General features: G+C 57.9%; 21 protein-coding genes. 12 read left to right on the top strand and 9 right to left on the bottom strand.

Annotated features, from left to right (window positions below):
• Positions 1 to 48 precede the first annotated feature (48 nt).
• Complete coding sequence (gene pgl, locus ABLU95_RS20270) at positions 49 to 1,044, top strand: 6-phosphogluconolactonase (RefSeq protein WP_023288892.1); 996 nt, start codon at positions 49 to 51, stop codon at positions 1,042 to 1,044.
• A gap of 108 nt (positions 1,045 to 1,152) precedes the next feature.
• On the opposite strand, the gene ABLU95_RS20265 is transcribed toward pgl, so the two are convergent.
• From ABLU95_RS20265 to ycgZ, 3 genes are all read right to left on the bottom strand, one after another.
• Positions 1,153 to 1,419 (bottom strand): biofilm development regulator YmgB/AriR family protein, encoded by a 267-nt coding sequence (locus ABLU95_RS20265; protein WP_004886050.1) that lies wholly within the window; start codon positions 1,417 to 1,419, stop codon positions 1,153 to 1,155.
• A gap of 51 nt (positions 1,420 to 1,470) precedes the next feature.
• Entirely contained in the window at positions 1,471 to 1,776 is a 306-nt protein-coding gene (locus tag ABLU95_RS20260) for a hypothetical protein (RefSeq protein WP_023288893.1), read from the bottom strand.
• Between the two features lie 124 nt (positions 1,777 to 1,900).
• Positions 1,901 to 2,146 (bottom strand): regulatory protein YcgZ, encoded by a 246-nt coding sequence (ycgZ, locus tag ABLU95_RS20255; protein ID WP_023288894.1) that lies wholly within the window; start codon positions 2,144 to 2,146, stop codon positions 1,901 to 1,903.
• A gap of 327 nt (positions 2,147 to 2,473) precedes the next feature.
• Here ycgZ and ABLU95_RS20250 point away from each other — a divergent pair, with 327 nt between their 5' ends.
• Both ABLU95_RS20250 and ABLU95_RS20245 read left to right on the top strand, forming a co-directional pair.
• A complete protein-coding gene (locus ABLU95_RS20250) occupies positions 2,474 to 3,685 on the top strand; it encodes a diguanylate phosphodiesterase (protein WP_048334451.1) in 1,212 nt (403 codons plus the stop codon).
• Positions 3,686 to 3,839: 154 nt separating this feature from the next.
• Entirely contained in the window at positions 3,840 to 4,574 is a 735-nt protein-coding gene (locus ABLU95_RS20245) for a MerR family transcriptional regulator (RefSeq protein ID WP_023288896.1), read from the top strand.
• Between the two features lie 41 nt (positions 4,575 to 4,615).
• Here the strand turns inward: ABLU95_RS20245 and ABLU95_RS20240 are convergent, their stop codons facing one another.
• Together ABLU95_RS20240 and ABLU95_RS20235 are read right to left on the bottom strand one after the other, a co-directional pair.
• Complete coding sequence (locus tag ABLU95_RS20240; RefSeq protein ID WP_017899620.1) at positions 4,616 to 5,170, bottom strand: helix-turn-helix transcriptional regulator; 555 nt, start codon at positions 5,168 to 5,170, stop codon at positions 4,616 to 4,618.
• Between the two features lie 82 nt (positions 5,171 to 5,252).
• Positions 5,253 to 5,465: a biofilm development regulator YmgB/AriR family protein gene (locus ABLU95_RS20235; protein WP_044521698.1), complete on the bottom strand. Its 213-nt coding sequence runs from the start codon at positions 5,463 to 5,465 to the stop codon at positions 5,253 to 5,255.
• A 732-nt stretch (positions 5,466 to 6,197) separates the two neighbouring features.
• Here ABLU95_RS20235 and ABLU95_RS20230 point away from each other — a divergent pair.
• Positions 6,198 to 6,704 carry a hypothetical protein gene (locus ABLU95_RS20230; protein WP_289551466.1) on the top strand — a complete coding sequence of 169 codons (507 nt, stop codon included), beginning with the start codon at positions 6,198 to 6,200 and terminating at the stop codon, positions 6,702 to 6,704.
• Between the two features lie 16 nt (positions 6,705 to 6,720).
• On the opposite strand, the gene ABLU95_RS20225 is transcribed toward ABLU95_RS20230, so the two are convergent.
• From ABLU95_RS20225 to ABLU95_RS20215, 3 genes are read right to left on the bottom strand one after another with little or no spacing between them, the layout of a single operon-like run.
• Positions 6,721 to 7,644 carry an acyltransferase family protein gene (locus ABLU95_RS20225; protein WP_072096501.1) on the bottom strand — a complete coding sequence of 308 codons (924 nt, stop codon included), beginning with the start codon at positions 7,642 to 7,644 and terminating at the stop codon, positions 6,721 to 6,723.
• 38 nt (positions 7,645 to 7,682) lie between these two features.
• Complete coding sequence (locus tag ABLU95_RS20220; RefSeq protein WP_348880322.1) at positions 7,683 to 10,748, bottom strand: efflux RND transporter permease subunit; 3,066 nt, start codon at positions 10,746 to 10,748, stop codon at positions 7,683 to 7,685.
• Positions 10,749 to 11,834: an efflux RND transporter periplasmic adaptor subunit gene (locus tag ABLU95_RS20215; protein WP_023288901.1), complete on the bottom strand. Its 1,086-nt coding sequence runs from the start codon at positions 11,832 to 11,834 to the stop codon at positions 10,749 to 10,751.
• Between the two features lie 535 nt (positions 11,835 to 12,369).
• Here ABLU95_RS20215 and ABLU95_RS20210 point away from each other — a divergent pair.
• Positions 12,370 to 12,801, top strand: coding sequence for a universal stress protein (locus ABLU95_RS20210; RefSeq protein ID WP_086076255.1), 432 nt, complete (start codon positions 12,370 to 12,372; stop codon positions 12,799 to 12,801).
• Positions 12,802 to 12,852: 51 nt separating this feature from the next.
• Positions 12,853 to 15,540, top strand: a complete 2,688-nt coding sequence (locus tag ABLU95_RS20205; RefSeq protein WP_048334459.1) for a cation-transporting P-type ATPase — start codon at positions 12,853 to 12,855, stop codon at positions 15,538 to 15,540.
• Between the two features lie 273 nt (positions 15,541 to 15,813).
• On the opposite strand, the gene ABLU95_RS20200 is transcribed toward ABLU95_RS20205, so the two are convergent.
• Complete coding sequence (locus ABLU95_RS20200) at positions 15,814 to 17,097, bottom strand: putative acyl-CoA thioester hydrolase (protein WP_348880319.1); 1,284 nt, start codon at positions 17,095 to 17,097, stop codon at positions 15,814 to 15,816.
• Positions 17,098 to 17,311: 214 nt separating this feature from the next.
• Between ABLU95_RS20200 and hutI the strand changes: the two genes are divergently transcribed.
• The 6 genes from hutI to ABLU95_RS20170 all read left to right on the top strand — a co-directional run bounded on the left by hutI (position 17,312) and on the right by ABLU95_RS20170 (position 25,151).
• Positions 17,312 to 18,571 carry an imidazolonepropionase gene (hutI, locus tag ABLU95_RS20195; RefSeq protein WP_275257130.1) on the top strand — a complete coding sequence of 420 codons (1,260 nt, stop codon included), beginning with the start codon at positions 17,312 to 17,314 and terminating at the stop codon, positions 18,569 to 18,571.
• The gene (gene hutG, locus ABLU95_RS20190) at positions 18,568 to 19,524 is read left to right on the top strand and encodes a formimidoylglutamase (RefSeq protein WP_289551471.1); all 957 of its coding nucleotides are present in this window, start codon (positions 18,568 to 18,570) and stop codon (positions 19,522 to 19,524) included. The genes hutI and hutG overlap by 4 nt, the downstream gene beginning before the upstream one ends.
• Before the next feature lie 57 nt (positions 19,525 to 19,581).
• Positions 19,582 to 20,307 (top strand): histidine utilization repressor, encoded by a 726-nt coding sequence (locus ABLU95_RS20185; RefSeq protein WP_023288907.1) that lies wholly within the window; start codon positions 19,582 to 19,584, stop codon positions 20,305 to 20,307.
• 142 nt (positions 20,308 to 20,449) lie between these two features.
• On the top strand, positions 20,450 to 22,138 hold the full coding sequence (hutU, locus tag ABLU95_RS20180; RefSeq protein ID WP_023288908.1) for a urocanate hydratase: 1,689 nt from the start codon (positions 20,450 to 20,452) through the stop codon (positions 22,136 to 22,138).
• The gene (hutH, locus tag ABLU95_RS20175; protein WP_023288909.1) at positions 22,135 to 23,670 is read left to right on the top strand and encodes a histidine ammonia-lyase; all 1,536 of its coding nucleotides are present in this window, start codon (positions 22,135 to 22,137) and stop codon (positions 23,668 to 23,670) included. Before hutU ends, hutH begins: the two co-directional genes overlap by 4 nt.
• A gap of 98 nt (positions 23,671 to 23,768) precedes the next feature.
• Complete coding sequence (locus tag ABLU95_RS20170) at positions 23,769 to 25,151, top strand: amino acid permease (RefSeq protein ID WP_101977958.1); 1,383 nt, start codon at positions 23,769 to 23,771, stop codon at positions 25,149 to 25,151.
• The last annotated feature ends 159 nt before the right edge of the window (positions 25,152 to 25,310 follow it).

Below are 25,310 nucleotides of genomic sequence, written 5' to 3'. Positions count from 1 at the left end.
GTTATCCTGAAAATGAAAAATCCACGTGCAGTGAGGGAAGGAGTAGTCATGAAACAAACCGTTTATACCGCCAGCCCGGAAAGCCAACAAATCCACGTCTGGAGTCTTGAAGCGGACGGCAAACTGACGCTGGTGCAGGTGGTTGATGCCCCGGGGCAGGTCCAGCCGATGGTGGTCAGCCCCAATAAGGAGTATCTGTACGTTGGCGTTCGTCCGGAGTTTCGCGTGTTAGCTTATCGCATCACGCCGGATAACGGGGCGTTGACCTTCGCAGGGGAAGCGGCGCTGCCGGGCAGCCCGACCCACATCTCTACCGATCATCATGGTCGCTTTGTCTTCAGCGCCTCCTACAATCAGGGCTGCGTCAGCGTGACCCCGCTGCAGGATGGCCTGCCGGGCGAAACCATCACCGTGGTGGACGGGCTGGAAGGCTGCCACTCGGCCAATATCTCCCCGGACAATCGTACCCTGTGGGTGCCGGCGCTGAAGCAGGATCGCATCTGCCTGTTTACCCTCAGCGAGGATGGTTTCCTCTCCGCCCAGGAGCCAGCGGAAGTCACCACCGTCGAAGGGGCGGGTCCGCGCCACATGGTGTTCCATCCGAACCAGCAGTATGGTTACTGCGTCAATGAGCTGAACAGCTCAATTGACGTCTGGGAGCTGAAAGACCCGAATGGCAATATCGAATGTGTACAAACTCTGGATATGATGCCGTCTGATTTCACCGGCGTGCGCTGGGCGGCGGATATTCATATCACTCCGGACGGTCGTCACCTGTACGCCTGCGATCGTACCGCCAGCATCATCACGGTGTTCAGCGTGTCGGAAGATGGCAGCGTGCTGGCGGTGGAGGGCTATCAGCCGACCGAAACCCAGCCGCGCGGCTTTAATCTCGATCACAGCGGTAAGTATCTGATTGCCGCCGGGCAGAAGTCGCACCATATCGCGGTGTACGAAATTACCGGCGAGCAGGGGCTGCTGCAGGAGAAGGGTCGCTATGCGGTCGGGCAGGGGCCGATGTGGGTGGTAGTCAACGCCCACTGATCCGTCAGGCGTAAAAGAAAAAACCTCGCGTCAGCGAGGTTTTTTTTAACAGAGCGGACAGGCTCTGTCGGAAAGGGGTTGCCCTGGCGGGCCTGAAGCGTGACGGCCTTAGATATCGTCCATGGTGTAGCCGACGACAATCTCCAGCGTTTTACGGATCACGTCTGCGGTCACCACGTCATCGGTACTTTCCAGCGCCTGAATCAGCCATAAAATAATGGCCTTATTGTTCAGGTGACCTTCGGACTGGAGAATACTGTTGATGGCCAGCGACATCACGGCGGACTCATCAACCAGCTTATCACCGGCGTTACGGAAATAGTCGGAGAGCGCGGTGTCCTGCAGTCCTGCGTAAATATCGGGTTGCTGATGCATAGTCTGTCTCATCACATTCTCACTCTGTGTTATTCACCACGGTTAGGATACTCAGTGGATCTTTTTACCTTCCGGCGCCATGGCGCTTTGCGCCGGCGATCCTCGGGTTTCCCAACGGCCATTGATTTTCTTTACCTGCAAAGGCGCTTGCTTCCGCTGACGGGCAAGCTTCGCGCAAATTTCTTCAATCACGGCAGCGATAACCTTTCTTCGCTGTCGGTCTGACTCTGTCGCCTGCATCAACCGAAGTCGAACCAGCAGGGTCGGGGTGGTAATAGGGCGATTCGTTTTCAGAAGCGCGAGTACCGCCTCGCCGATGATCTCATCGGTGATTTCCTCAGTTTCACTGCTATTCATAACCGTCTCACTGCATGCCACTCTCTCCCTGAATCTGCGAACGGGCATTCAGGTCAGCAGCAGGTTTATGGAAGCGATCGCCCCTCATCTGCTACTGCGGCGCAACAGGCGACGATCGATGACGTTATTCCTGATCGGCAAACAGCAGACCAATTAAGGTCTGATAGTGACTCTCTTCCTCGGGGGCACGGGCCCGGTCGAGGCGGCTCAACAGTTTAGTGCACAGCGCCTTGCGGTTGAGATGACGCCCTTCGTTGAGAATATCCATCACAATCTGACCCAGCGTTTCCTGCTGGGAAGGTAACGATGCTTTGTTGAAATACTGGGCAATTGCGTTCGCTGTATCTGGAATGTAACCATTCTGCTGCATATCTGCTCCTTACATTTCACTCATCTGTTAACTGCCATTAAACTTATACAATAATTGTTAACCTGTACACACAAAGTTGAACAATAATGATTCAGGAATGGTTAACTAATTGATTTTTAATAATTTATTTTTATGTGTTTTGTGCGGTTCTGGCTTGTAAAGGTAGGATTTAACGGTGCACGTTGTACAAGAAAAGAAAAATGAAAAAGCCTTGCACAAAAAAGGGATTTTTAGTGTATCTTTTTTGTTAAGACAAAACGTAGTTTTACAAGACGATTAGCCTGATAACTGCTACTGTGAATGCTTACCCTCCCATCTGGAATCACTATGCTAACCACCATCATTTATCGCAGCCATATTTGCGACAATGTCTCATTCAAATCGATCGAGGCCATGGTTGCCAGGGCAAACGAAAGAAATGGGCAGGCGGACGTCACCGGTATTTTACTTTTTAACGGGACGCATTTTTTTCAACTCATTGAGGGGCCTGAAGAAAAGGTTCAGGATATTTATCAGCATATTTGCCGCGATCCCCGCCATTATAACCTGGTAGAGCTTCTGTGCGATTATGCGCCGTCCCGCCGTTTCGGTAAGGTCGGTATGGAACTGTTTGATTTACGGGAACATGATCGCGAGGAGGTGCTGCAGACGGTGATGGACCGCGGGACCACAAAATATCAGCTCACCTATGATGACCGGGCACTGCAATTTTTCCGCACCTTTGTCGAATCAACGGAAAAAGCGAACTATTTTGAGATTCCTTCCGCTGACAGCTGGGTATTTATCCCCGATCAGAATACTTTCTATCCTGATACGCCGATAATTGATAATAAGGAAAGCTGGTCCTTTGCCTTCCAACCGATTGTCGACCCTTTCGCTTGCGAAATTATTTCGTGGGAAGCGCTGTTACGCACACCGGACGGCCAGTCGCCTGGCGCCTATTTTGCCGGGCTTTCCGGGGACGATATTTATCTCGCCGATCTGCACAGTAAACGCGTCGCGCTGTCGCTGGCCGGGCAATTAGGCTTACGTAATAAGGCGTTAAGTATTAATTTACTGCCGATGACGCTGGTTAAAGCGCCGAACGCGGTGGGTTTCCTGCTCGATCAAATTCAGCGTAATGATCTTATTCCTGAACAGATTATTGTCGAGTTTACCGAACGGGAAGTGATTTCGCGGATGGATGATTTTACCGATGCGGTGCGAAAGCTAAAAGGGGCGGGTATCAATCTTGCCATCGATCACTTCGGCGCCGGGTTTGCCGGGCTGTCGCTGCTGGCGCAATACCAGCCCGACAGAATTAAAATCGACCATGAGCTGATCCGCAATATCCACCAGGATGGACCGCGCCAGTCAATTGTACAGGCGATTATCAAATGCTGTTTTTCGCTGGAGATTGCGGTCTCTGCCGTCGGCGTTGAGCGTGCTGAAGAGTGGATGTGGCTGGAATCAGCCGGTATTTCGCAGTTTCAGGGGAATTTGTTCGCCAGCGCGCGCCTGGGGGGCTTACCCGCCGTCGCCTGGCCGGAAAAAAAATAATCCACCGCGAAATCAGCCAACTATTTTTTCATCTTTTTCCCAAGCGCTGTGAGCCACAACCTGTTATCTTTATCTGTACAAGAAAATAGAGTTGTACAGGATGCCTGAATTCGTTAGTTTAGGTATTAAAGTATCAGGTTGATGTGAGGCTGCTATGGCGTTTTACAGTATCGGTGAAGTCGCCGAACGTTGCGGAATCAATCCGGTCACACTGCGCGCCTGGCAGCGTCGTTACGGTCTACTGAAACCGCAGCGTAGCGAAGGCGGGCATCGGCAATTTGATGAAGAAGATATCCTGCGCATTGAAGAGATCAAGCGCTGGATAGAGCGCGGCGTATCCGTCGGGAAAGTCAAAGCGCTGCTGGAGGGTAACCTGCCGGCGGCGCGCGACGAATCCGCGCATCTTCAGGAAGAGATGATGTCCATTCTGCGTTATATGCAGCCCGCCAGAATCCGTGCCAAATTACTGGCGCTAAGCCATCAACACCCCGTCGACACGCTCATCGACAGCCTGTTAGTGCCGGTACGTCAGCGTCTGAAGCTCGATCAGAATACCTCTCTGGTGATTAGTAGTTTGCTGGATGGTCTGCTGATTGACTGCGTGGCGCTGTTTCTCGCCGAAGCGCGTAAAAAGAACGGCAGGGAGACGCTGCTGGTGGGCTGGAGCAATGAGGACAGGACGCGTCTGTGGCTGGAGGCATGGCGTCTTTCCCAGCGCGGCTGGCACGTCAACGTCCTCGCCGAACCGCTGGAGTCGCCGCGGCCCGAGCTGTTCCCCGGGCAGCATATCTTCGTCTGGACCGGACGCGCCGCCACCCCTCTCCAGGAAGAGCTGCTCAGCCACTGGCAGGAGCAGGGCTTCAGCATCCATTTTCACGGTAATAATTAATCGCCCCGATCCGCAAAGCAGACCGGGGCTAACGCGCCGGGTTACAGGTGGATCTGGCTCCAGGATTTAAAGGTTTCGCTGCGGCTGATATTAAAAAAATCGGTCCTACCGCTACAGCCGAGCTTTTTAATCAGATTCAGCCGGATCTGATAAATGGTTTTAATATGCAGATTCAGCGACCGGCCAATGCTGGCGACCGCTTCGCCATTGCTGATAAGTTGAATAACTTTCTTTTCCCGCTCGGTAAACTGCACCGAGGCGCCCGGCGCCGGGTGGGTTTTATAGTAGCGGGTTGGCTGGTGCAGAAATATCTTTAACTCTTCCGGCGTTGAATTGGCCGGTAAGCGCAGCATAGGCAGTTCACTAAGAAAATTAAGATCATTGCCTTCGGTTAACAAAATAAATAACGTATCCCGACGATTATAGTTGTGCTGCAGTACCGCGAAATAATTGTCGCTGGTAAAGAAAACATGTTTTTTGCGAAAGTAAGATGCCGGCAGACTATTCAGGATCAGCGACATCCCATAGAGAAGAAAACGATTATCAAACCACAGATCGTAATGTTCAGTACGATAGCAGGTATTATGGTGTGACATTTTATTTGCCTCAGTTAGCCGATAGAGACCCAGGCGTGCCGGCACCGCAGGCTTAAGTCTGCTGCCAGTTCCGCGAGTTTAATTAATGATGAGGTTTGCTGTACAGCATATCCAGCGCCTGCAAATAGAGGTCGGAGAGTATTTCATTACTTTCCGTTTTCAGGCGATGCTGAATTTCCGTAATCATCCGCTCATTATTTATCGTTCTGTGCTGCTTAATGAGCGTATTTTCAATATTCTTCATCAGGGCCGAATTGAAGACAAACTCTGCTGGAATGGTATTTTTAATATGCATAGCTCGAACTCTCCCACGTATAACGCAAACTGACAATAAAAGTCGCTACGTACCATTGGTACGCGCCAAGTCACGAACAGGAAATGCAAAACCAGGAACCACCGCCTGACTTGCCGCGCCACCGTTAAACATCCCCGCTTCGTTGCGCAACAAGCAGTTAACACTCCAAACTATAGACGGTGATCCCACTATGTACAACTTTTTTTAGAACTATATGTACAACGCAACGGCTTATTTTTAATGTTTGTTTTTAGTTGTTGATTTTAAAGGATTCTATTTCCTGTATAACTTGTACATAAAAGCCGGTTTGTGCAGGATCCACTTGTAAAACTAGCGGGAAGAGGCTGACGACAGGCGTGAGCTCAATGGGAAGGTATTGTGCAGGCTGGCGTGTTGGATGAAATCGCGCCGACGCAGGAAGAGGTACACAGCAACTCTGTCGTCGACAGGTGGCTTTCTTCCGCGTCGGACGCTGATCATAGCGGATATCAGGTGAGGTTTTGTCTGTTTTTTGCACAATCAGGTAAAGAGCAACACATCGGCCATTTCGTTAACGTTTCGGTCGGTTTGTTGGCGGATAAGGCGTGTGCTACGCTTTTTACTAGCGATGCGATGGTTCGGCATCGTTATCTTTCTCCCATTTCCCTGTCGGGTCTTTTACCCCTGTCACGACCGGTAAATACGGCAAAGGCAGTCTGTCTATGGACAGGCGTAGAGGTGTGAGGAGGGGAAATGCGCGGTAAAAGCGTGATGCTCCTGGCCGGGTTAGCGACTTTCGTGCAGGCGAAAGAGATTAACCTCTATTCGGTGAATACCGGTTCCTATGTTTACCATCTGACCAATAATCACGGTCAATATACTGAGAATTTCGAGAACCACTTTTTCTCGGTGGAGCGGAAATTCTCTGACGACTCGAAATACAGCCTGCTTATTGGCACCTTGAATAACAGTTTCGACGATCGCTGTCTGGCGCTGGGGGTGAGAAGAGACTGGTACCACAACGGCAGCGGGTGGACCTTCAAAGGCGTTTACGGCTATACCGGCGAATTCTTCTTCGACGCCTTCGAGCATTGCGGCGATCATGGCTCCTATAAAGATTTCAAGGACGCCACCGGGATCGGCTTTTCACCCTATATCTACCATGCTATCCAGTATAACTTTACCGACTATTTCGCCCTTGAGAGCGGCATTATTATTCCCAGCGTGTTTGTGATCAGCATCCAGTGGAGCTTCCGCTAAGTTGCCGCGTCGTTTGTTAAAGGGTTATCACCTTCCTGAGCAGCGTACTGGAGAGCGCGGCGAGGGAAATGAGCACCGACAGGACAAACGTTAGGGCAATCACTCCCAGCTTGGTGGCTAACGAGTGAATAGGGATCAGCATCACCAGCAGGTGAAAAACGGAGTAGTGCAAAATATAGACCCCGGTCATCGCTTTGCTAACCGTCGCCAGCACGGCCTCCTTCAGTTCGCGGTTCTTTTTAAACTGCACGGCGTTAGCGGCGATCACCAGCAGGACGATCAGAATATAAATCTGCGACCCCGTGAGAATGAACGCATTGCGATCGGCTTTAAACAGCGCGAAGAAAAAGTGGCGTTCATAAAACCAGGTAAATAAATAGACAAAGGGCAGGGCGATAATGGCGGCTTTAATCACCCGCGGGTCGCGTATCCACTCCGTGACCCGCGGATCGTTAAACAACTGCCCGGTTAAATAAAAAAGTAGCCACGTCCACAGACGATACTGCGGCGCCAGGCTGAAAAGATGTCTTTCCGGGTAGAGCACCGAGAGCAGGTCGTAACCATAAGAGCAGCACAGTAGCGTCAGGACCACGGTGAAAAACAGACCGCGCCGCTGGCTGAGCCAGGCAATCAGGGGATGGAAGGTATAGATGACAATCAGGGCGAAAATAAACCAGGGCTGGATCAGGTAGCCGCGCTGGTAAGGCTCCCAGACATAATAGACCGTCACCCAAAACAGAAAGACGATCACCACGCTTTTAATTTTACCAATTTGCCAGTTGGCGTCGTGTCGCGTTTGCGCATCAAGATAGCCGGCCACCACAAAAAACAGCGGCGTGGCGATGGTCGAGACAAAGGTCAGCAGCCCGAGGATCCAGTGATAGTCATAATCAAAGCGATCCCAGGTGTTATAGATGGTGAAAAAAGTCACCGCTGTCATACAGCCGAGTGTCTTAATAATGCTCAGGCCGGTACTGTTCATCGTTGAGGCGTCATATCCTTATGGTGAAAGCAGGCGTAAATCACCGGCAGAACCAGCAACGTTAGCACGGTGGCGAAGGCCAGACCGAACATAATCACCACTGCCATACTCTGGAAAAAAACATCGCGCAGCAGCGGGGCAAGGCCAAGCACGGTGGTGAAGGCGGTCAGCAGGATCGGCCGCAGACGAGATGTTGCCGCATCAATGATCGCTTGTCGTTGATCTTTCTCCTGTTTTTGTTGCTCTATCTCTTCCACCAGCACAATGCCGTTGCGGATCAGCATGCCGCTGAGGCTGAGAAGGCCGATTAAGGCCATAAAGCCGAAGGGGATGCCGGTCAGCAAAAAGCCGGGCGTGACGCCGATCAGCGCCAGCGGGACGGTCAGCCAGATGGCGACAGCGTTTTTCAGCGAACTGAACATCAGCACCGTAATGATAAACATCACCAGATAGCCAAGCGGCAGGGTCGTGAACAGCCCTTGCTGTGCTTCACTGGAGTTCTCGGCATCGCCGCCCCATTCGATGCGATAGCCATGCGGCAGCGTCAATGCGTCAATGCGCGGTTTCACCCGGGCGAGAATATCACCCGAGGTTTGGCCGCTTTGCGGGCTGGGATCGGTCTGGACCGTCAGCACCCGGGTGCGATCCCGGCGGAGAATCAAGGGATCTTCCCACTCCAGGGAGAAGCCATGGATGACGTTACTCAACGGGATATACTGCTGGCGGCTCTGGCTCCAGACCAGCACGTTATGCAGATGGTTGGCATCCTGTCGCTCCGCTGCCGGCGGCCGGACGATCACCGGCAGCAGATCGGCGCCCTCGCGATATAACCCGGCGCGACTGCCGGAGAAATTCATCTCCAGCGCGTTATCAATGTCCTGTTTATCCACCCCCAGCTCGCGCCCCAGCGCTAGGGAGTACTGCGGGCGGATCACCTTGCTGCGGTTCTGCCAGTCGTTACGCACGCTGTCGGTCGCCGGATCCTCAGCGAGAATATCGCTCACCTGACTGGCCAGCGCGCGCAGCGTATCCGGGTCAGGGCCCTTAATGCGCACTTCAATCGCGCTATCGCCGGAGGGGCCGAACATAATGCGTTTGGTGCTGGCGTTTACCTGCGGGTAGTTTCTGGCGATCCAGGTTTCGACGTGGCGGGTGACGGGGGCCATGCCGCGCTGGTCGTCCATCCGCACCATAATCTGCGCGTAGTTGCTGTACTGCCGCTGACCGCTGTAGGTAAGAATAAAACGCATACTGCCCTGGCCAATGGTGGCGACGGTGGTGACCACCCCGGGCTGGCCGGCGATCGACCGCTCAATATCGCGGGTCATCTGCTCGGTGGCGTTAATATCGGTACCGTAGGGCAGCCACAGGTCGACAAAGAAAATGGGCGTATTCGATGACGGAAAGAAATTCTGCCGCACGAAGGTGAAGCCCCAGATCGCGGCGGCCAGCAGGGCGCCCATCAGCACCAGAGTCAGGGTCTTTTGCTGCAGCAGTATTCGCAGCGTCTGCTGATAGCCACGGTAAAAGCGGCCGCGGTAGGGATCGGCTTTTTCCTCCGGCGCGGCGGCCGGCGGGGCGTGTTTAAACAACCACCACTTAATGAGCACCGGAGTGATGGTCAGGGCGGAGAACCAGCTGAGCATCAGGGAGATCAGCAGCACCTGGAACAGGGATTTGCAATACTCTCCGGTGGAGTCCTGCGAGAGGCCAATCGGCGCGAAGGCGAGGATGGCGATGACCGTGGCGCCGAGCAGCGGCAGGGCGGAGCGGCGGATCACATAGTTAATGGCGCCCAGCAGCGGCGATCCTTGCTGGCGGGCGATAAGCACCCCTTCGACAATGACAATGGCATTATCCACCAGCATACTCAGGGCGATGATCAGCGCCCCGAGGGAGATCCGCTGTAACTCGATCCCCCAGACAAACATGATAAGCAGGGTGCCGAGGACGTTGAGCGCCAGCGACAGGGCGATAATGATCCCGCTGCGTACTCCCATGAACACCAGCAGCACGCCGACCACGATCGCCAGGGCCATCAGGAAGTTGGTAATAAAGCCATTGACCGAGTGGGCGACCTCAGCCGCCTGATCGTAAAAAATGGCGATGTCGATACCCGCCGGTTTGTCGGCGGCCATCTGCTGGAGGCGGGCTTCAAGGGCGTGCCCGACGTCAATGACGTTGACGCCAGGAATAAAAGAGACCCCCATGGTCACCGCCTGGCGGCCGTTGGCATGATAAATACTGGACGGCGAGTCAGTCAGCCCGCGCGACAGCGTGGCAATATCCCGCAGTCGAGTGGTGGCGCTGGCGCCGTGAGGGCTGACCAGCAGATCCCCCAGTTCATCGATGCTTTGAAACTCCCCGGTGGGGTGTAGGCGGATCGATTCGCTGCCAACGCGGATCTCTCCGGCGCTGGACACCACGTTGAGCCGGGTCAGGATAGCGGCGAGCTGGTTGAGCGTGATCCCGCGCGCCGCCATTTTCGCCAGCGAGATATCAACATTGATCTGTTGCGGAATGACGCCGCCGATAGCGACTTTACCGACCCCAGGAACCAGCACCAGCTCCCGACGCAGCTGTTCGGCATAGCGCACCAGCTCGGGGTTGGTAAAACTGTCGCCCGAGATAGCGAAGAAAAAGCCAAACACATCGCCAAAGTCATCGTTGACGAAGGGGGTCACTACGCCAGGGGGGAAAAGTCGGCTGGCGTCACCGACGCGGCGACGTAGCTCATCCCAGATTTGCGGCAGCTCGCTGGAATGGTACTGCGAAGCGATATTCACCGTAATTTGCGATAAGCCATTTGAGGAGATGGAGCTGACGTTATCCAGTGAGGGAAGCTGCTGAATCGCGTTTTCCAGCGGCAGGGTCACCTCCTCCTCCACCTGTTGAGCGGACGCGCCCGGGTAGTGGGTCACGATCACCGCCGTTTTAATGGTGAAGGCAGGATCTTCCAGACGGCCGATATTGAGCAGGGCGAACAGACCACCCACCCCCAGCAGCAGAATGGCTAACCAGACGCGGGTCGGGTTATTAATAAACTGACGGGAAATGTCCATTTATAATCCTCGTTCACGCGTCCAGATCCGCACCGGCTGCCCGGCATGCAGCTCGCTCACGCCCGCCGCGACCACCTCTTCACCCGCGCGGAGACCGTCGGTGATGGCCACTCCCTGCGAGGTCACCTCGCCGACCGTGACCTTGCGCTCCTCAAGAAACCGATGCGCGTTGTCGCCTTTCACCACCCAGACGACCGGTTCATTCTTCGGCCGGTTATCCGGGTTAAACACCGCCTCTACCGGCACCATGAGCGTTTCCCTTCCGGCGCTGGCCGGTAAATTGCCGAGATTGACCGTCACGGTGCCGCTGACCCCGCCGACGGTGGGAAAATCATCCGGCCGCGGCATGGTTAAAATGATCTGCCAGGTAAGGGTGCTGTTGTCGCTGCTGCCGGTATGCTCTTTGTATTCCGCCGTAAATTCGCGGCCCGGCAGGGTATTGATCCTGACGACGGGGCGGTAGGCGGTATTGCGGATATCCAGGGAGGTGAACAGATTTTCGGGAATGCTGAAGACCACATCCAGCAGGTCGGTACGCGTCAGGGTGATCACCGGCTGGCCGGCGGCGACCACCTGATGGTTGCGGATATGCACGCCGGCGGCAATCCCGCCGAAGGGCGCGGTGAGGCTCATTTGCGCCAGCTCTTCACGGGCGATTTTTAAGGCCGCGTTGGCGGCATCGCGATTGGCGCGCTGCACGTCCATCTCCGCCTGGGAAATCGCCTGACGTCCCGCCAGGGTTTGGAAGCGATCAAACTGACGCTGGGCGAGGGTGGCCGCCGTTTGTCGCTCATTGACCCGCTGTTGGGCCTCGCGGGCATTCAGGCGCGCCAGCGTTTGCCCCTGGGCGATGGTCGCCCCCTGGCGAATATCCAGCGATTCCACCTGGCCCCCCCGCTTAAACGACAGCTCGGTGGAGTCGCCAGACTCGATACGTGCCGGAAACGTTCGCTGCTGGGTATTGCCCACGGCGGTCACCTGCGCCACCTTGACCATGCGCGGGGCGGACTCGACGGACGGCGATTTCTGATCGCAAGCGGTTGTAAATAAAATAACAACCGGGATGAGAGAAAAATAACGGTTCACAGTATTCCCCTCAGATTCAGGATTTATTTTACATTTTTATTACGCGGCGCACGCTTATTCGGCGAGGGCGGCGACAACCAGATAGGTGAATAGTCCCACCAGCGTGCAGGCGACAATGGCCAGCGCGACAAATAATCCCAGACGTAACAGGCTATAACCAAACATGATTTTCTCCCTTTACTCCCACCCGAACCGCGAATGTCATTTAATTCGGCCCCCCACGGTGACCACCGGACATTCGGAGCGGCACTCCTGCTTGTAATCAGCATAGTCGGAGAAAAGGTGAAGTGTTAAAAAAGAGCATACCGCAAGCGGCAGCGGCACTGTTGGGGAAAACGCAGGAGATCTGCAGGGAATATGTGGTTTTTATAATATTTTTCAGTCTATTAATCCGTCATTTTCTAATGTTAATTTTCCTGTGCTACGTTTAATAACATCTATTCCGCTCGCCGCTTCTGTTGTTGAGATTTCGTTCCTCCCCAAGTATGGGGTTATTCATCACTACGCATTGTATTGGTAATAAAAGGATTATCTCATGTATAAAAATATCGTTGTTCCCGTTGACGTGTTTGATGCAGGCCTGGCCGACAAAGCCCTCTCTCATGCGAAATTCCTCGCCCAGCATTCTTCCGGGCAAATTCATCTTATCCATGTCATTCCGGCATTCTCTCCGGTATTAACGCGCGGATTTATCTCTGATGCGCGAAAGATGGAAGACCATTTGATTAATACCGCTAAGGAAAAACTGACTGAGCTGGTCAAAAAAAATGGCCTTGCGGAAGACGCCAGCCATCTTTATGTGCGCAGTGGCAATGTTCGCGATCAAGTGATTGCTCTGGCCGATGAGCTACAAGCGGACGTGGTGATTGTCGGTTCGCGCAATCCGGGGATTCAGACTCACCTGCTGGGCTCGGAAGCGGCCAATATCGTGCGCTATGCCCATGTACCGGTTTTCGTTGTGCGCTGATGACGGCGGGATGTCGTCCTGACTTCCGCTTCAGAAATCGAGGGAGAGAGTATGAATACAGATAAACCGGGGGCGCCCTATTATCAGCGCTCCGTCGAGGAGACGCTCGCCAGCGTACAGAGTTCGCCGGACGGGATTAGCGGAACAGAGGCGGCCACGCGCCTGCAGCAGTATGGCGAAAACGCCCTGCCGCAGAAGCCGGGTAAACCCGCCTGGCTGCGTTTTATTGTGCATTTTAACGATGTGCTGATCTACGTCCTGCTGGCGGCGGCGCTGCTGAAGGCGGTAATGGGCCACTGGATCGACATGTCAGTGATCCTCGCGGTGGCGGTGGTCAATGCGCTGATCGGCTTCATTCAGGAGAGTAATGCGGAAAAATCCCTGCAGAGTATCCGCAATATGCTGTCCAGCGAGGCGGTGGTGATCCGACAGGGCAACCATGAAACCATCCCCACCACCTCGCTGGTACCCGGCGATATCGTGGTGATCCGCGCCGGCGACCGTATCCCCGCCGATTTACGGGTGATTGAGGCGCACAACCTGCGGGTGGAAGAGGCGATCCTCACCGGCGAGTCGACGGTGGTGGAAAAAACCACCGAGCCGCTAAGCGGCGATTTACCGCTTGGCGATCGCAGCAACCTGTTGTTTTCCGGGACCACCGTCAGCTCAGGGGCGGGGAAAGGGATCGTGGTGGCCACCGGCGGCGATACCGAGCTGGGCCACATCAACCAAATGATGGCGGGCATTGAGAAGCACCGCACGCCGCTGCTGGTACAGATGGACAAGCTGGGCAAAGCCATCTTCATCCTGATTCTGGTGATGATGGCGGCGCTGTTCGTCTTTAGCCTGCTGTTCCGTGATATGCCGGTCTCCGAACTGATGCTGTCGTTGATTAGCCTCGCGGTGGCCTCGGTCCCGGAAGGGTTGCCGGCGATTATCTCGATTATTCTGTCGCTCGGCGTGCAGGCGATGGCCCGCCAGAAAGCGATTATTCGCAAGCTGCCGACGGTAGAAACCCTCGGCGCGATGACCGTTATCTGTTCGGATAAAACCGGGACCCTGACCATGAACGAAATGACGGTGAAGGCGGTGATCACCGCGGACAGCGTCTATCGGGTGGAAGGGGACAGCTATGAGCCGGTCGGTAAAATCCATGCTATCGACGACCCGACGCCGGTTGCGGTGGCGCCAGGATCGCTTCTTGAGCGCTATCTGCGCACCATCGATCTGTGTAACGACAGCCAGCTTATCAAAGAGGAAAGCGGGCTGTGGAAAATCACCGGCGGCCCCACCGAGGGGGCATTGAAGGTGCTGGCGGCGAAGATAACCCTGTCGCCGCAGCCCAGCGAGCTGCGCAGTAAAATTCCTTTTGATTCGCAATATAAATACATGTCGACGCTTTACCGGCTGGGCGAAGAGGAGGTGGTGCTGGTCACCGGCGCGCCGGATGTTCTGTTCCGCCTGTGCCAGTATCAGCAGAGCGACAGCGGGTTGCAGCCGCTGGATCTCCCGTACTGGGAAAGCAAAATTGAAGAGTACGCCCGGGAGGGGCTGCGAATGGTGGCCGCGGCCTGGAAGCCGGCTGCCGCAGGCCAGACCGAGCTGACCCATCAGGATCTACAGCAGGGGGTCATTTTATTAGGGGTTGCCGGGATGATGGATCCGCCGCGTCCGGAAGCGATCACGGCGATTGCCGACTGCCTGCAGGCCGGGATCCGCGTGAAGATGATCACCGGAGACCACCCGCAAACGGCGATGAGCATCGGCAAAATGCTGGGGATTGGCAATGCGGGGAACGCCATTACCGGGCGCGAGCTGGAGGTGATGGACGACGCGCAGCTGAGCGTGGCCGCGCAGCAGTTCGATATCTTCGCCCGCACCAGCCCGGAAGATAAGTTCCGTCTGGTGCAGGCTCTACAGAGCAAGAAAGAGATTGTCGGCATGACCGGAGACGGGGTGAACGATGCCCCGGCGCTGAAGCAGGCTGACGTCGGCGTGGCGATGGGGATCAAGGGGACCGAGGTGACCAAGGAAGCCGCCGATATGGTGCTGACCGATGACAACTTCGCCACCATCGCCAGCGCGGTCCGCGAGGGGCGCCGGGTGTATGACAACCTGAAAAAAACCATTCTTTTTGTCATGCCGACCAACCTTGCGCAGGGGTTACTGATCGTGATCGCGCTGCTGGCGGGCAACGTACTGCCGCTGACGCCGGTGCTGATCCTGTGGATGAACATGGCCACCTCCGCCACGCTGTCGTTTGGTCTGGCGTTTGAAGCCGGTGAGAAAAATATTATGCGGCGGCCGCCGCGCGACCCGAAACTGCACGTGATGGACGGCTTTGCCATCTGGCGCGTGGCGTTTGTGGGGTCGATGATTGCGGTCAGCGCTTTTATTCTCGAAGCCTGGCTGCAGCCGCGCGGCTATTCGCCGGAGTTTATCCGTACCGTGCTGTTGCAGACTCTGGTCACCGCCCAGTGGTTCTATATGCTGAACTGCCGCGTGTCGGATGGTTTCTCGTTGACCAAAGGTCTGCTGGCTAACAAAGGGATCTGGATCGTCAGCGGCGTGCTGCTGGTGCTGCAGCTGCTGATTATCTATGCGCCGTTTATGCAGATGCTGTTCGGCACCACCGGGCTGCCGTTCCGCTACTGGGTGATCACCTTTATCATCGGCTTCGCCATGTTCCTGATTGTGGAGCTGGAAAAACCGCTGACCCGCAAATGGCGGACCGCCTGACGGCGTGACGTGCAGTACGCAAAAGAAAAGAGGGGGCATCGCCCCCTCTCTGGCTGACGACAAACCTGTTTCGTCATTGTGCTCGCATTTCTGCCGGGTGGCGGCATTCGCCTTACCCGGCCTACGAAAGACTTCAATATCAAACCGTTATGCAGTTAGCTGTAGGCCCGCGCAAGCGCAGCGCCGCCGGGCAATTCCTGAAGATTGCACGTTGTCAGCAGTCTGAGAGAGGGCATCGCCCTCTCTTTTATTATGGTTCACGCTTGTTGCGCGTTACTGTTTCGGCTCGGCGACCACGCTGCTTCCCACGCCGCGGTTGTTATATTCCCACATACGGTTGAAGCCGTTGTCGTTGAGGTTGCGCTGCAGATTGCCTTTGTCATCCGCGCTGCCGGTATTGCCGCTGAACGGACGGCCGGAGCCTACCGCCGCCGCCCACGGCTGGGCGATGTTAAAGCCTTCATTGATGGCGCTGTCGCGGATCACGACCTGGCCGTTGCTGTTGCCGTCAACGTCCAGCGCGCGGCCGAGCTGCGCGACGTTATCCCCGGAGGCGGTGAAGCGGCTGTTGGTCGCCAGGAAGCCGTAGGTCACGCTCTTCAGGGTGGCCGGCGCGAAGACGTAGGCTTCTTTCTGAGTACGCGAGTTCACCACGCGGAAGTCGGTGTTATCAAACACCACGGCGCCGCGGCCAGAAACGATATCCACGTCGCCTTCAATATAGCTGTTCGTCACCAGGGTGCGGGTCTGACGGTTGTCCTGCAGACGGTTCTGCACGCCGCTGTTGGTCACGAAGAAGGTGTTCTGGCGACCAAGAATGTTCACTTTATCGATCTGCACCTGGTCACCATCGCTGCGCAGGGCAACGGCCTGGTGGGTGCCGGCATCGACGCTGTCGCCCAGGTTGTTGGCGATGGTCAGGTTCTGCAGCTGCAGGCCGTTATTCTGCGACCAGAAGACCGCGGAGCACATCACGCCGACGGTGGCGGTGGATTTGCTCTGGCAGCTGTCGAACATATACCACGCTGGTTTGCCCGGCATGTATTTGCCACCCGGATTGACCAGACGACGCCAGGTGTTGCGATCCATTTCGGAATCAATGGCTTCGCTGATCTTCACGTCGATCGGTTTATCGCCGGTACCATACAGGGTCAGGGCGCCCGGCGCCGCCGGAACGTAGACGGTGCCCGGGTATTCGCCCGGCATGATGGCGATAAACAGACGACGGTTAGAGTGGCGGGCAATCGCCGCATCCACCGCCGCCTGGACGGTGGTATGCGTCACGCCCTGGGTTCCCGCCGGGCCGACGATAAAGTCAGGCTGCGCCGGCAGGCTGATGGCGGACGGCGTCCAGGCCGTGGCATTGGGGGTCAGCGACTGGAAATAGGCCGCCTGGGTAAAGTTTTTCGCTTCATCGGCGTTCAGAATGGGACGCGCGGTGGTGCCCGGTGCAGTCTGCGTTGAGGGCTGTTGATCGGCAGGCGTCGAGCTACAGGCGGACAGCGTCACGCCGAAGGCCAGCGCCAGCGCCAGACGGGAAACGGAATATGTGTTCATGTTGCTCCGGGCAAAATTAAGCGTAGTGAAATACCCCGGCTGAGACGCCAGGGTATAAGTCCTTTAAAACCTGCTGTTTTATACTAACTTGAACGAAACGGGAAGACGTGGGCTGAAAAACTTACCTTCTTTACGCAATACGCCGCGTCGCCGGACGGTCTCCAGTCACAAATAAATAACATTTACTCGCGCTTTTGTTGACATTCCCGGCGTTATGAAAATAAATGTCTATACAACCCATGACAAGTTAAGCGCTATGACTGAAGCCACCTCCGAACGCGTTATCTGGCGAAACGCCCGTCTCGCCACCCTGAACCCTGATGCTTCCCAACCGTACGGTCTGCTGGAGCGCCACGCGCTGCTGGTGCGCGACGGTCGCATTGCGGCGATCGTCCCCGAAGATGACCTCCCCAGCGGGCGCAGGATCGATCTCGAAGGCCGGCTGGTCACGCCGGGATTAATCGACTGCCATACCCACCTGATCTTCGGCGGCAGTCGGGCGCAGGAGTGGGAGCAGCGGCTGAACGGCGTCTCCTATCAGACCATCAGCGCCAGCGGCGGGGGGATTAATGCCACCGTGCGCGCCACCCGCGACAGCAGCGAAGCCGAATTACTGGCGCTGGCGCAGCCGCGTCTGGCCCGCCTGCTGCGTGAAGGGGTGACCACCCTGGAGATCAAATCCGGCTACGGTCTCGATCTGCAAAACGAACGCAAAATGCTGCGGGTCGCCCGCCAGCTGGCGCGCGATAACGCGGTGGAACTCTCGGCGACGCTGCTCTCCGCCCACGCCACGCCGCCGGAATATCAAGGCGACGCCGACGGCTATATTACGCTGGTCTGCGACACTATCCTGCCGACGCTGTGGCGGGAGGGACTGTTTGAAAGCGTTGACGTCTTCTGCGAAAACGTCGGCTTCAGCCCGCAGCAAACCGAGCGGGTGTTTCAGGCGGCGCAGGCGTTGGGCATTCCGGTTAAAGGTCACGTTGAGCAGCTCTCCTCGCTGGGCGGCGCCCAGCTGGTGAGCCGTTATCACGGACTGTCTGCCGACCATATTGAATATCTGACGGAAGAGGGGGTGGCGGCGATGCGCGAAAGCGGCACCGTGGCGGCCCTGCTGCCCGGCGCGTTTTACTTCCTCAATGAAACCCGCAAACCGCCGGTGGAACTGCTGCGCAAGTACCAGGTGCCGATGGCGGTGGCGACCGATTTCAACCCCGGCACCAGCCCCTTCGCCAGCCTGCATCTGGCGATGAATATGGCCTGCGTCAAGTTTGGTTTAACACCGGAAGAGGCGTGGGCCGGCGTGACGCGCCATGCCGCGCGGGCGCTGGGGCGGCAGAACAGCCACGGTCAGCTGGCGGCGGGCTTTGTGGCGAACTTTGCCATCTGGGATGCCGAGCATCCGGTCGAGATGGTGTATGAGCCGGGGCGCAGTCCGCTCTGGGGACGCGTGGTACAAGGAGAATGGCAATGATGCTGTGGCAAGCTACGCCCGCCAACCTTTGGCAGGGGCGCGATGATAGTGCGGAAGCGCCGAATGCGCTGCGCCTGTTTCAGACCATCCCCCGCGCGGAACGCTTCGCGCCGCAGGCGCTACCCGGCGATATCGCGCTGCTTGGCTTCGCCTGTGACGAAGGCGTCCGGCGCAACAAAGGGCGTACCGGAGCGGCTGACGGCCCGGCGACCCTACGCCGGGCGCTGGCCAATATGGCCAGCCATCAGGGCCACGACCGCTGCGTGGATATGGGCACGATTAGCGTCGATGGCGACCAGCTGGAAGCCGCGCATCAGGCGCTGCGCGAGGCGGTGACCGCCTGCCAGCGCGCCGGGAAACGCACGCTGGTTCTGGGCGGCGGCCACGAGACCGCCTTCGGTCATGGCGCGGGGGTACTGGATGCCTTCCCGGGCGAAAAAGTGGGCATTATTAATCTCGATGCGCATCTTGATCTGCGCGTTGCCGAGCGCGCCAGCTCCGGGACGCCGTTCCGCCAGCTGGCGCTGGAGTGTGACGCGCAGCAGCGCGCTTTTCACTATACCTGCATCGGCGTCAGTCGGGCGGCCAACACCCAGGCGCTCTGGGAGGAAGCGGCGCGGCGCGAGGTGGCTATCGTGGAGGATCTCCAGGTGCTGGAGGCCTTCGAAACCCAGGTGCTGGCGGAGCTTGAGCGCAACATCGCGCAGTACGATCGTCTGTATCTGACCATCGATCTCGACGTGCTCCCGGCGCGGGAAATGCCGGCGGTGTCGGCCCCGGCGGCGCTGGGCGTGCCGCTGGCGACCCTGCTGCGCATCGTTGAGCCGCTGTGCCGCAGCGGTAAGCTGCAGGCGGTGGATCTGGTGGAGTTCAACCCGCAGTTTGACATTGACGGTCAGGGCGCCCGCGCGGCCGCCCGTCTGGCATGGCAAATCGTCCATTGGTGGCAGTAGCCATTCCGGTATATTCTGGGTGTTTCGCCGCCCATTTTGCAAAAGGAAAGCCAGGCTATGTTTTCACAGCAACCCCGTTCCGCGCCCGCGCCTTTTTATGAGAAGGTGAAGCAGGCTATCGGTGAAAAAATTCACAGCGGCGTCTGGCGACCGCATGACCGTATCCCTTCCGAAGCGGAGCTGGTGGCCCAGTTCGGCTTCAGCCGGATGACCATCAACCGCGCGCTGCGCGAGCTAACGGATGAAGGCCTGCTGGTCAGGTTGCAAGGGGTGGGGACCTTTGTCGCCGAGCCGAAAGGGCAGTCGGCGCTGTTTGAGGTGCGCAGCATTGCCGAAGAAATTATTGCCCGCCACCATCAGCACCGCTGCGAGGTGCTGCTGCTGGAGGAGACCCGGGCGGATCATATTCAGGCGGCGGCGCTCAGCGTAGCGGAAGGCACCCGCATCTTTCACTCGCTGATGGTGCATTACGAAAACGAGGTGCCGGTGCAAATCGAAGATCGCTGCGTCAATGCCGCGGTGGTGCCGGACTATCTCCAGCAGGATTATACCGCCACCACGCCCCATGATTATCTGTCGCTGATCGCCCCGTTAACAGAAGGTGAACATATTGTTGAAGCGGTGCAGGCCACGGCGGAAGAGTGCGCGCTGCTGCATATTCACGCCCACGATCCCTGCCTGCTGATCCGCCGCCGCACCTGGTCGACAACCCACATCGTCTCCCACGCGCGCCTGCTGTTCCCCGGTAGCCGCTATCGTCTGCAGGGCCGCTTTGGCTCCTGATCCACGCTGGCGTCAGCAAAACGTGATTGCTGACGCAATATAATAAAATTGTATCATTTCTGTTAAATCCTGGCTTGCGCATGCTTGTATAGACAAGTATATGTATCTACGTAAACAACGTTCATTGTCAGGAGAAACCCCGATGTCGCAAAGCAAATATCGCCAGCTGGACGTCCGTGCGCCAAGAGGCACGACGCTGACCGCGAAGAGCTGGTTGACCGAAGCCCCGCTGCGTATGTTAATGAATAACCTCGATCCCGATGTCGCCGAAAACCCGCACGAACTGGTGGTCTATGGCGGCATTGGTCGCGCAGCGCGCAACTGGGAATGCTATGACGCTATCGTGAAGGCGCTGAAGAACCTGGAAAGCGACGAGACCCTGCTGGTCCAGTCCGGCAAGCCAGTGGGCGTTTTCAAAACCCATGAACACTCGCCGCGCGTGCTGATCGCTAACTCCAACCTGGTTCCGCACTGGGCGACCTGGGAACACTTTAACGAGCTGGATGCCAAAGGGCTGGCGATGTACGGCCAGATGACCGCCGGCAGCTGGATCTACATTGGCAGCCAGGGCATCGTCCAGGGCACTTACGAAACCTTCGTCGAAGCCGGTCGCCAGCACTATCAGGGCAGCCTGAAAGGCCGCTGGGTGCTAACCGCCGGGCTGGGCGGCATGGGCGGCGCGCAGCCGCTGGCCGCGACGCTGGCCGGCGCCTGCTCGCTGAATATTGAATGCCAGCAGAGCCGCATCGATTTCCGTCTGCGCACCCGCTACGTGGACGAACAGGCCACTTCTCTGGATGACGCCCTGGCGCGTATCAAGAAATACACCGCCGAAGGCCGGGCTATCTCCATCGCGCTGTGCGGCAACGCCGCGGAGATCGTGCCGGAGCTGGTGAAACGCGGCGTGCGCCCGGATATGGTCACCGACCAGACCAGCGCCCACGACCCGCTGCACGGCTATCTGCCGAAAGGCTGGAGCTGGGAAGCGTATCAGCAGAAAGCTGAATCCGATCCGCAGGGCACCATTCTGGCGGCGAAACGCTCGATGGCCGACCACGTGCAGGCGATGCTGGCCTTCCATGAGATGGGGGTGCCGACTTTCGACTACGGTAACAACATTCGCCAGATGGCTCAGGAAGTGGGCGTCAGCAACGCCTTCGATTTCCCGGGCTTCGTGCCGGCCTATATCCGCCCGCTGTTCTGCCGCGGTATCGGTCCGTTCCGCTGGGTAGCGCTCTCCGGCGATCCGCAGGATATCTACAAGACTGACGCGAAAGTGAAAGAGATCATCAAGGATGATAAGCATCTGCACCATTGGCTGGATATGGCGCGCGAGCGCATCAGCTTCCAGGGACTGCCGGCGCGTATCTGCTGGGTCGGTCTGGAATGGCGGCAGAAGCTGGGCCTGGCGTTTAACGAAATGGTGCGCAGCGGCGAAGTCTCCGCGCCGATCGTGATTGGCCGCGATCATCTTGACTCCGGCTCCGTCGCCAGCCCGAACCGCGAAACCGAAGCGATGCGCGACGGCTCAGACGCGGTCTCTGACTGGCCGCTGCTGAATGCGCTGCTCAACACCGCCAGCGGCGCGACCTGGGTGTCGCTGCACCACGGCGGCGGGGTAGGCATGGGCTTCTCGCAACACTCCGGGATGGTTATCGTCTGCGATGGCACCGATGAAGCGGCAGCGCGTATCGCCCGCGTCCTGCACAACGACCCGGCCACCGGCGTGATGCGTCATGCCGACGCGGGGTACGAGATTGCCATTGAATGCGCGGCAGAACAGGGTCTGAATCTTCCGATGGTGGCGGCAACGCAGGGGAACGCGAAATGAAATCTTTAACTCTGATCCCGGGTCAACTCAGCCTGTCGCAGCTCCGCGACATCTACAGCCACCCGGTGAATATTACCCTCGACAGCGGCGCGTTTGCCGCCATTGACGAGAGCGTGGCCTGCGTCAACGCTATCCTTGCCGAAGGGCGGACCGCCTACGGCATCAACACCGGTTTTGGCCTGCTGGCGCAGACCCGTATCTCGACGGAAGATCTGGAGAACCTGCAGCGTTCGCTGGTGCTGTCCCATGCGGCGGGCGTTGGCGAGCCGCTGGACGATGACCTGGCGCGCCTGATTATGGTGCTGAAGATTAACAGTCTGTCCCGCGGATTCTCCGGGATCCGCCTGAGCGTGATCCAGGCGCTGATTGGCCTGGTGAATGCCGGCGTGACGCCGTGGATCCCGGCGAAAGGCTCCGTCGGCGCCTCCGGCGACCTCGCGCCGCTGGCCCATATGTCGCTGACCCTGCTTGGCGAAGGTAAAGCGCGGGTACGCGGCGGCGACTGGCTGCCGGCCACCGAAGCGCTGCGTCAGGCGGGACTGGAGCCGATTACCCTGGCGGCGAAAGAGGGGCTGGCGCTGCTCAACGGCACCCAGGCGTCGACCGCTTTTGCCCTGCGCGGTCTGTTCGAAGCCGAAGATTTGTTCGCCTCCGCGGTCGTCTGCGGGGCGTTAACCACCGAAGCGGCGCTGGGCTCCCGTCGTCCGTTTGATGCGCGCATCCATGAAGTGCGCGGCCAGCGCGGGCAGATTGACGCGGCGGCGCTGTATCGCCATCTGCTGACCGACGACAGCGCGATCTCGCTGTCGCACCATAACTGCAGCAAGGTGCAGGACCCGTACTCCCTGCGCTGTCAGCCGCAGGTGATGGGCGCCTGCCTGACCCAGATCCGCCAGGCGGCTGAGGTGCTGCTGGCCGAAGCCAACGCGGTGTCCGATAACCCGCTGGTCTTCGCCGCCGAGAATGACGTGATCTCCGGCGGTAACTTCCACGCCGAGCCGGTGGCGATGGCGGCGGATAATATCGCGCTGGCGATTGCCGAAATCGGCTCGCTCTCCGAGCGTCGCATCGCGTTGATGATGGACAGCCATATGTCGCAGCTGCCGCCGTTCCTCGTCAAAAACGGCGGGGTGAACTCCGGGTTTATGATTGCCCAGGTCACGGCGGCGGCGCTGGCCAGTGAAAACAAAGCGCTGTCGCACCCGCACAGCGTCGACAGTCTGCCGACCTCCGCCAACCAGGAAGACCACGTCTCGATGGCGCCGGCGGCCGGTCGCCGCCTGTGGGCGATGGCCGAGAACACCCGCGGCGTACTGGCCGTCGAGTGGCTGGCGGCGGCGCAGGGGCTGGATATGCGCGAAGGGCTGACCACCAGCCCGCTGCTGGAAGAGGCGCGCCATCTGCTGCGCGAACGCGTCCCTCACTATACGCAGGATCGCTACTTCGCCCCGGATATCGATAATGCCATTGCGCTTCTGGCGGCCCGTCACCTGACGCGTCTGCTGCCTGCGGTACTGCCAGGCCTGCACTAATCACCGTTGTTCTCTGTACCCGCGTCGGGGGAAATCATTCCCCCGACCGCCCTACATCGCATATTTGTCGTCAAATAAAAAAACCAGGACACCTGTATATGCAACAACAACACAAGCCACATCTGCTGCGCGGGCTCAATGCCCGACACATTCGATTTATTGCGCTCGGCTCCGCGATCGGCACCGGGCTGTTCTATGGCTCGGCTTCCGCCATCAAGGCGGCGGGCCCGGCGGTGCTGCTGGCCTATTTGATTGGCGGCGCGGCGGTGTTTATCGTCATGCGCGCGCTGGGCGAGATGGCGGTGCGCAACCCAGTTTCCGGCTCCTTCGGCAGCTATGCCCGCCAGTATCTCGGCCCGCTGGCCGGGTTTATTACCGGCTGGACCTACACTTTTGAAATGGTAATCGTCGCCCTGGCCGACGTGACCGCCTTCGGCATCTATATGGGATTGTGGTATCCCGATGTCCCGCGCTGGATCTGGATCCTCAGCATCATCTTCTTTATCGGCGCCATGAACCTGTGCAACGTGCGGGTGTTCGGCGAGATGGAGTTCTGGCTGTCGCTGGTGAAGGTGGTGGCGATTATCGCCATGATGCTGGCGGGAGCGGGGATCATCTTCTTTGGTTTCGGCCATAGCTTCCCGGCCACCGGGCTGGAAAATCTCTGGAGCCACGGCGGCTTTGCCCCTAACGGCTGGCAGGGCGTTATCGCTTCGCTTGGCATCGTGATGTTCGCCTTCGGCGGGGTGGAGATTATCGGCGTCACCGCCGCGGAAGCGAAGGATCCGAAGAAGGTCATCCCGCAGGCCATCAATACCATTCCGCTGCGCATTATCCTGTTCTACGTCTGCACCCTGGCGGTGCTGATGGCGATTTTCCCGTGGAACAGCTTTGGCGAGCAGGGGAGTCCGTTTGTGCTGATTTTCGACGGTCTGGGGATCCCGGCGGCGGCGACAATCCTTAACATCATCGTGATCAGCGCCAGCATCTCGGCGATTAACAGCGATATCTTCGGCGCCGGACGCATGATGTACGGCATGTCGAAGGAGGGGCTGGCGCCGAAAAGCTTCCAGCGCATCGCCAGCAACGGCGTACCCTGGATGACGGTGGTGGTCATGGGCGGCGCGCTGCTGGCGGCGGTGGTGCTGAACTATCTGATCCCCGAGCAGGTATTTGTGCTGATTGCTTCGCTGGCGGCATTCGCCACGGTGTGGGTATGGCTGATGATCCTGCTGTCCCATTTCGCCATGCGCCGTAGTTTGTCTGCCGAAGAGTGCAGCCAGATTGCCTTCCCCGTTCCGTTCTGGCCGGTGGCGCCGCTGTTAACGCTGCTGTTTATGGGGCTGGTCATCGCTGTGCTGGGGATGTTTGCCGAGACGCGGATGGCGCTGATCGCCGGCCTGGTCTGGCTCGGGCTGCTGACGGTGGTGTGGTACGCGCGGGTGCGTAAAACCGCGCTGCAGGTTGTCACTGAGCAGTAAATCAGATCTCCCCGGCGGCGCTGCGCTTACCGGGGCGACGAGGTATGAGCCTGTGAGAGGGTACTGTAGGCCGGGTAAGGCGCAGCCGCCACCCGGCACAAAATCGGCTCTGTGCCTGCTGTCATCGCCCGGTGGCGCTGCGCTTACCGGGCCTACGAG

The sequence above is a fragment of the Klebsiella sp. GG_Kp146 genome, from assembly GCF_040061975.1.
Lineage (GTDB): Bacteria > Pseudomonadota > Gammaproteobacteria > Enterobacterales > Enterobacteriaceae > Klebsiella > Klebsiella quasipneumoniae.
Note: the sequence above shows the minus strand (reverse complement) of the source record. Positions and strands in the feature narration are given on the sequence as shown.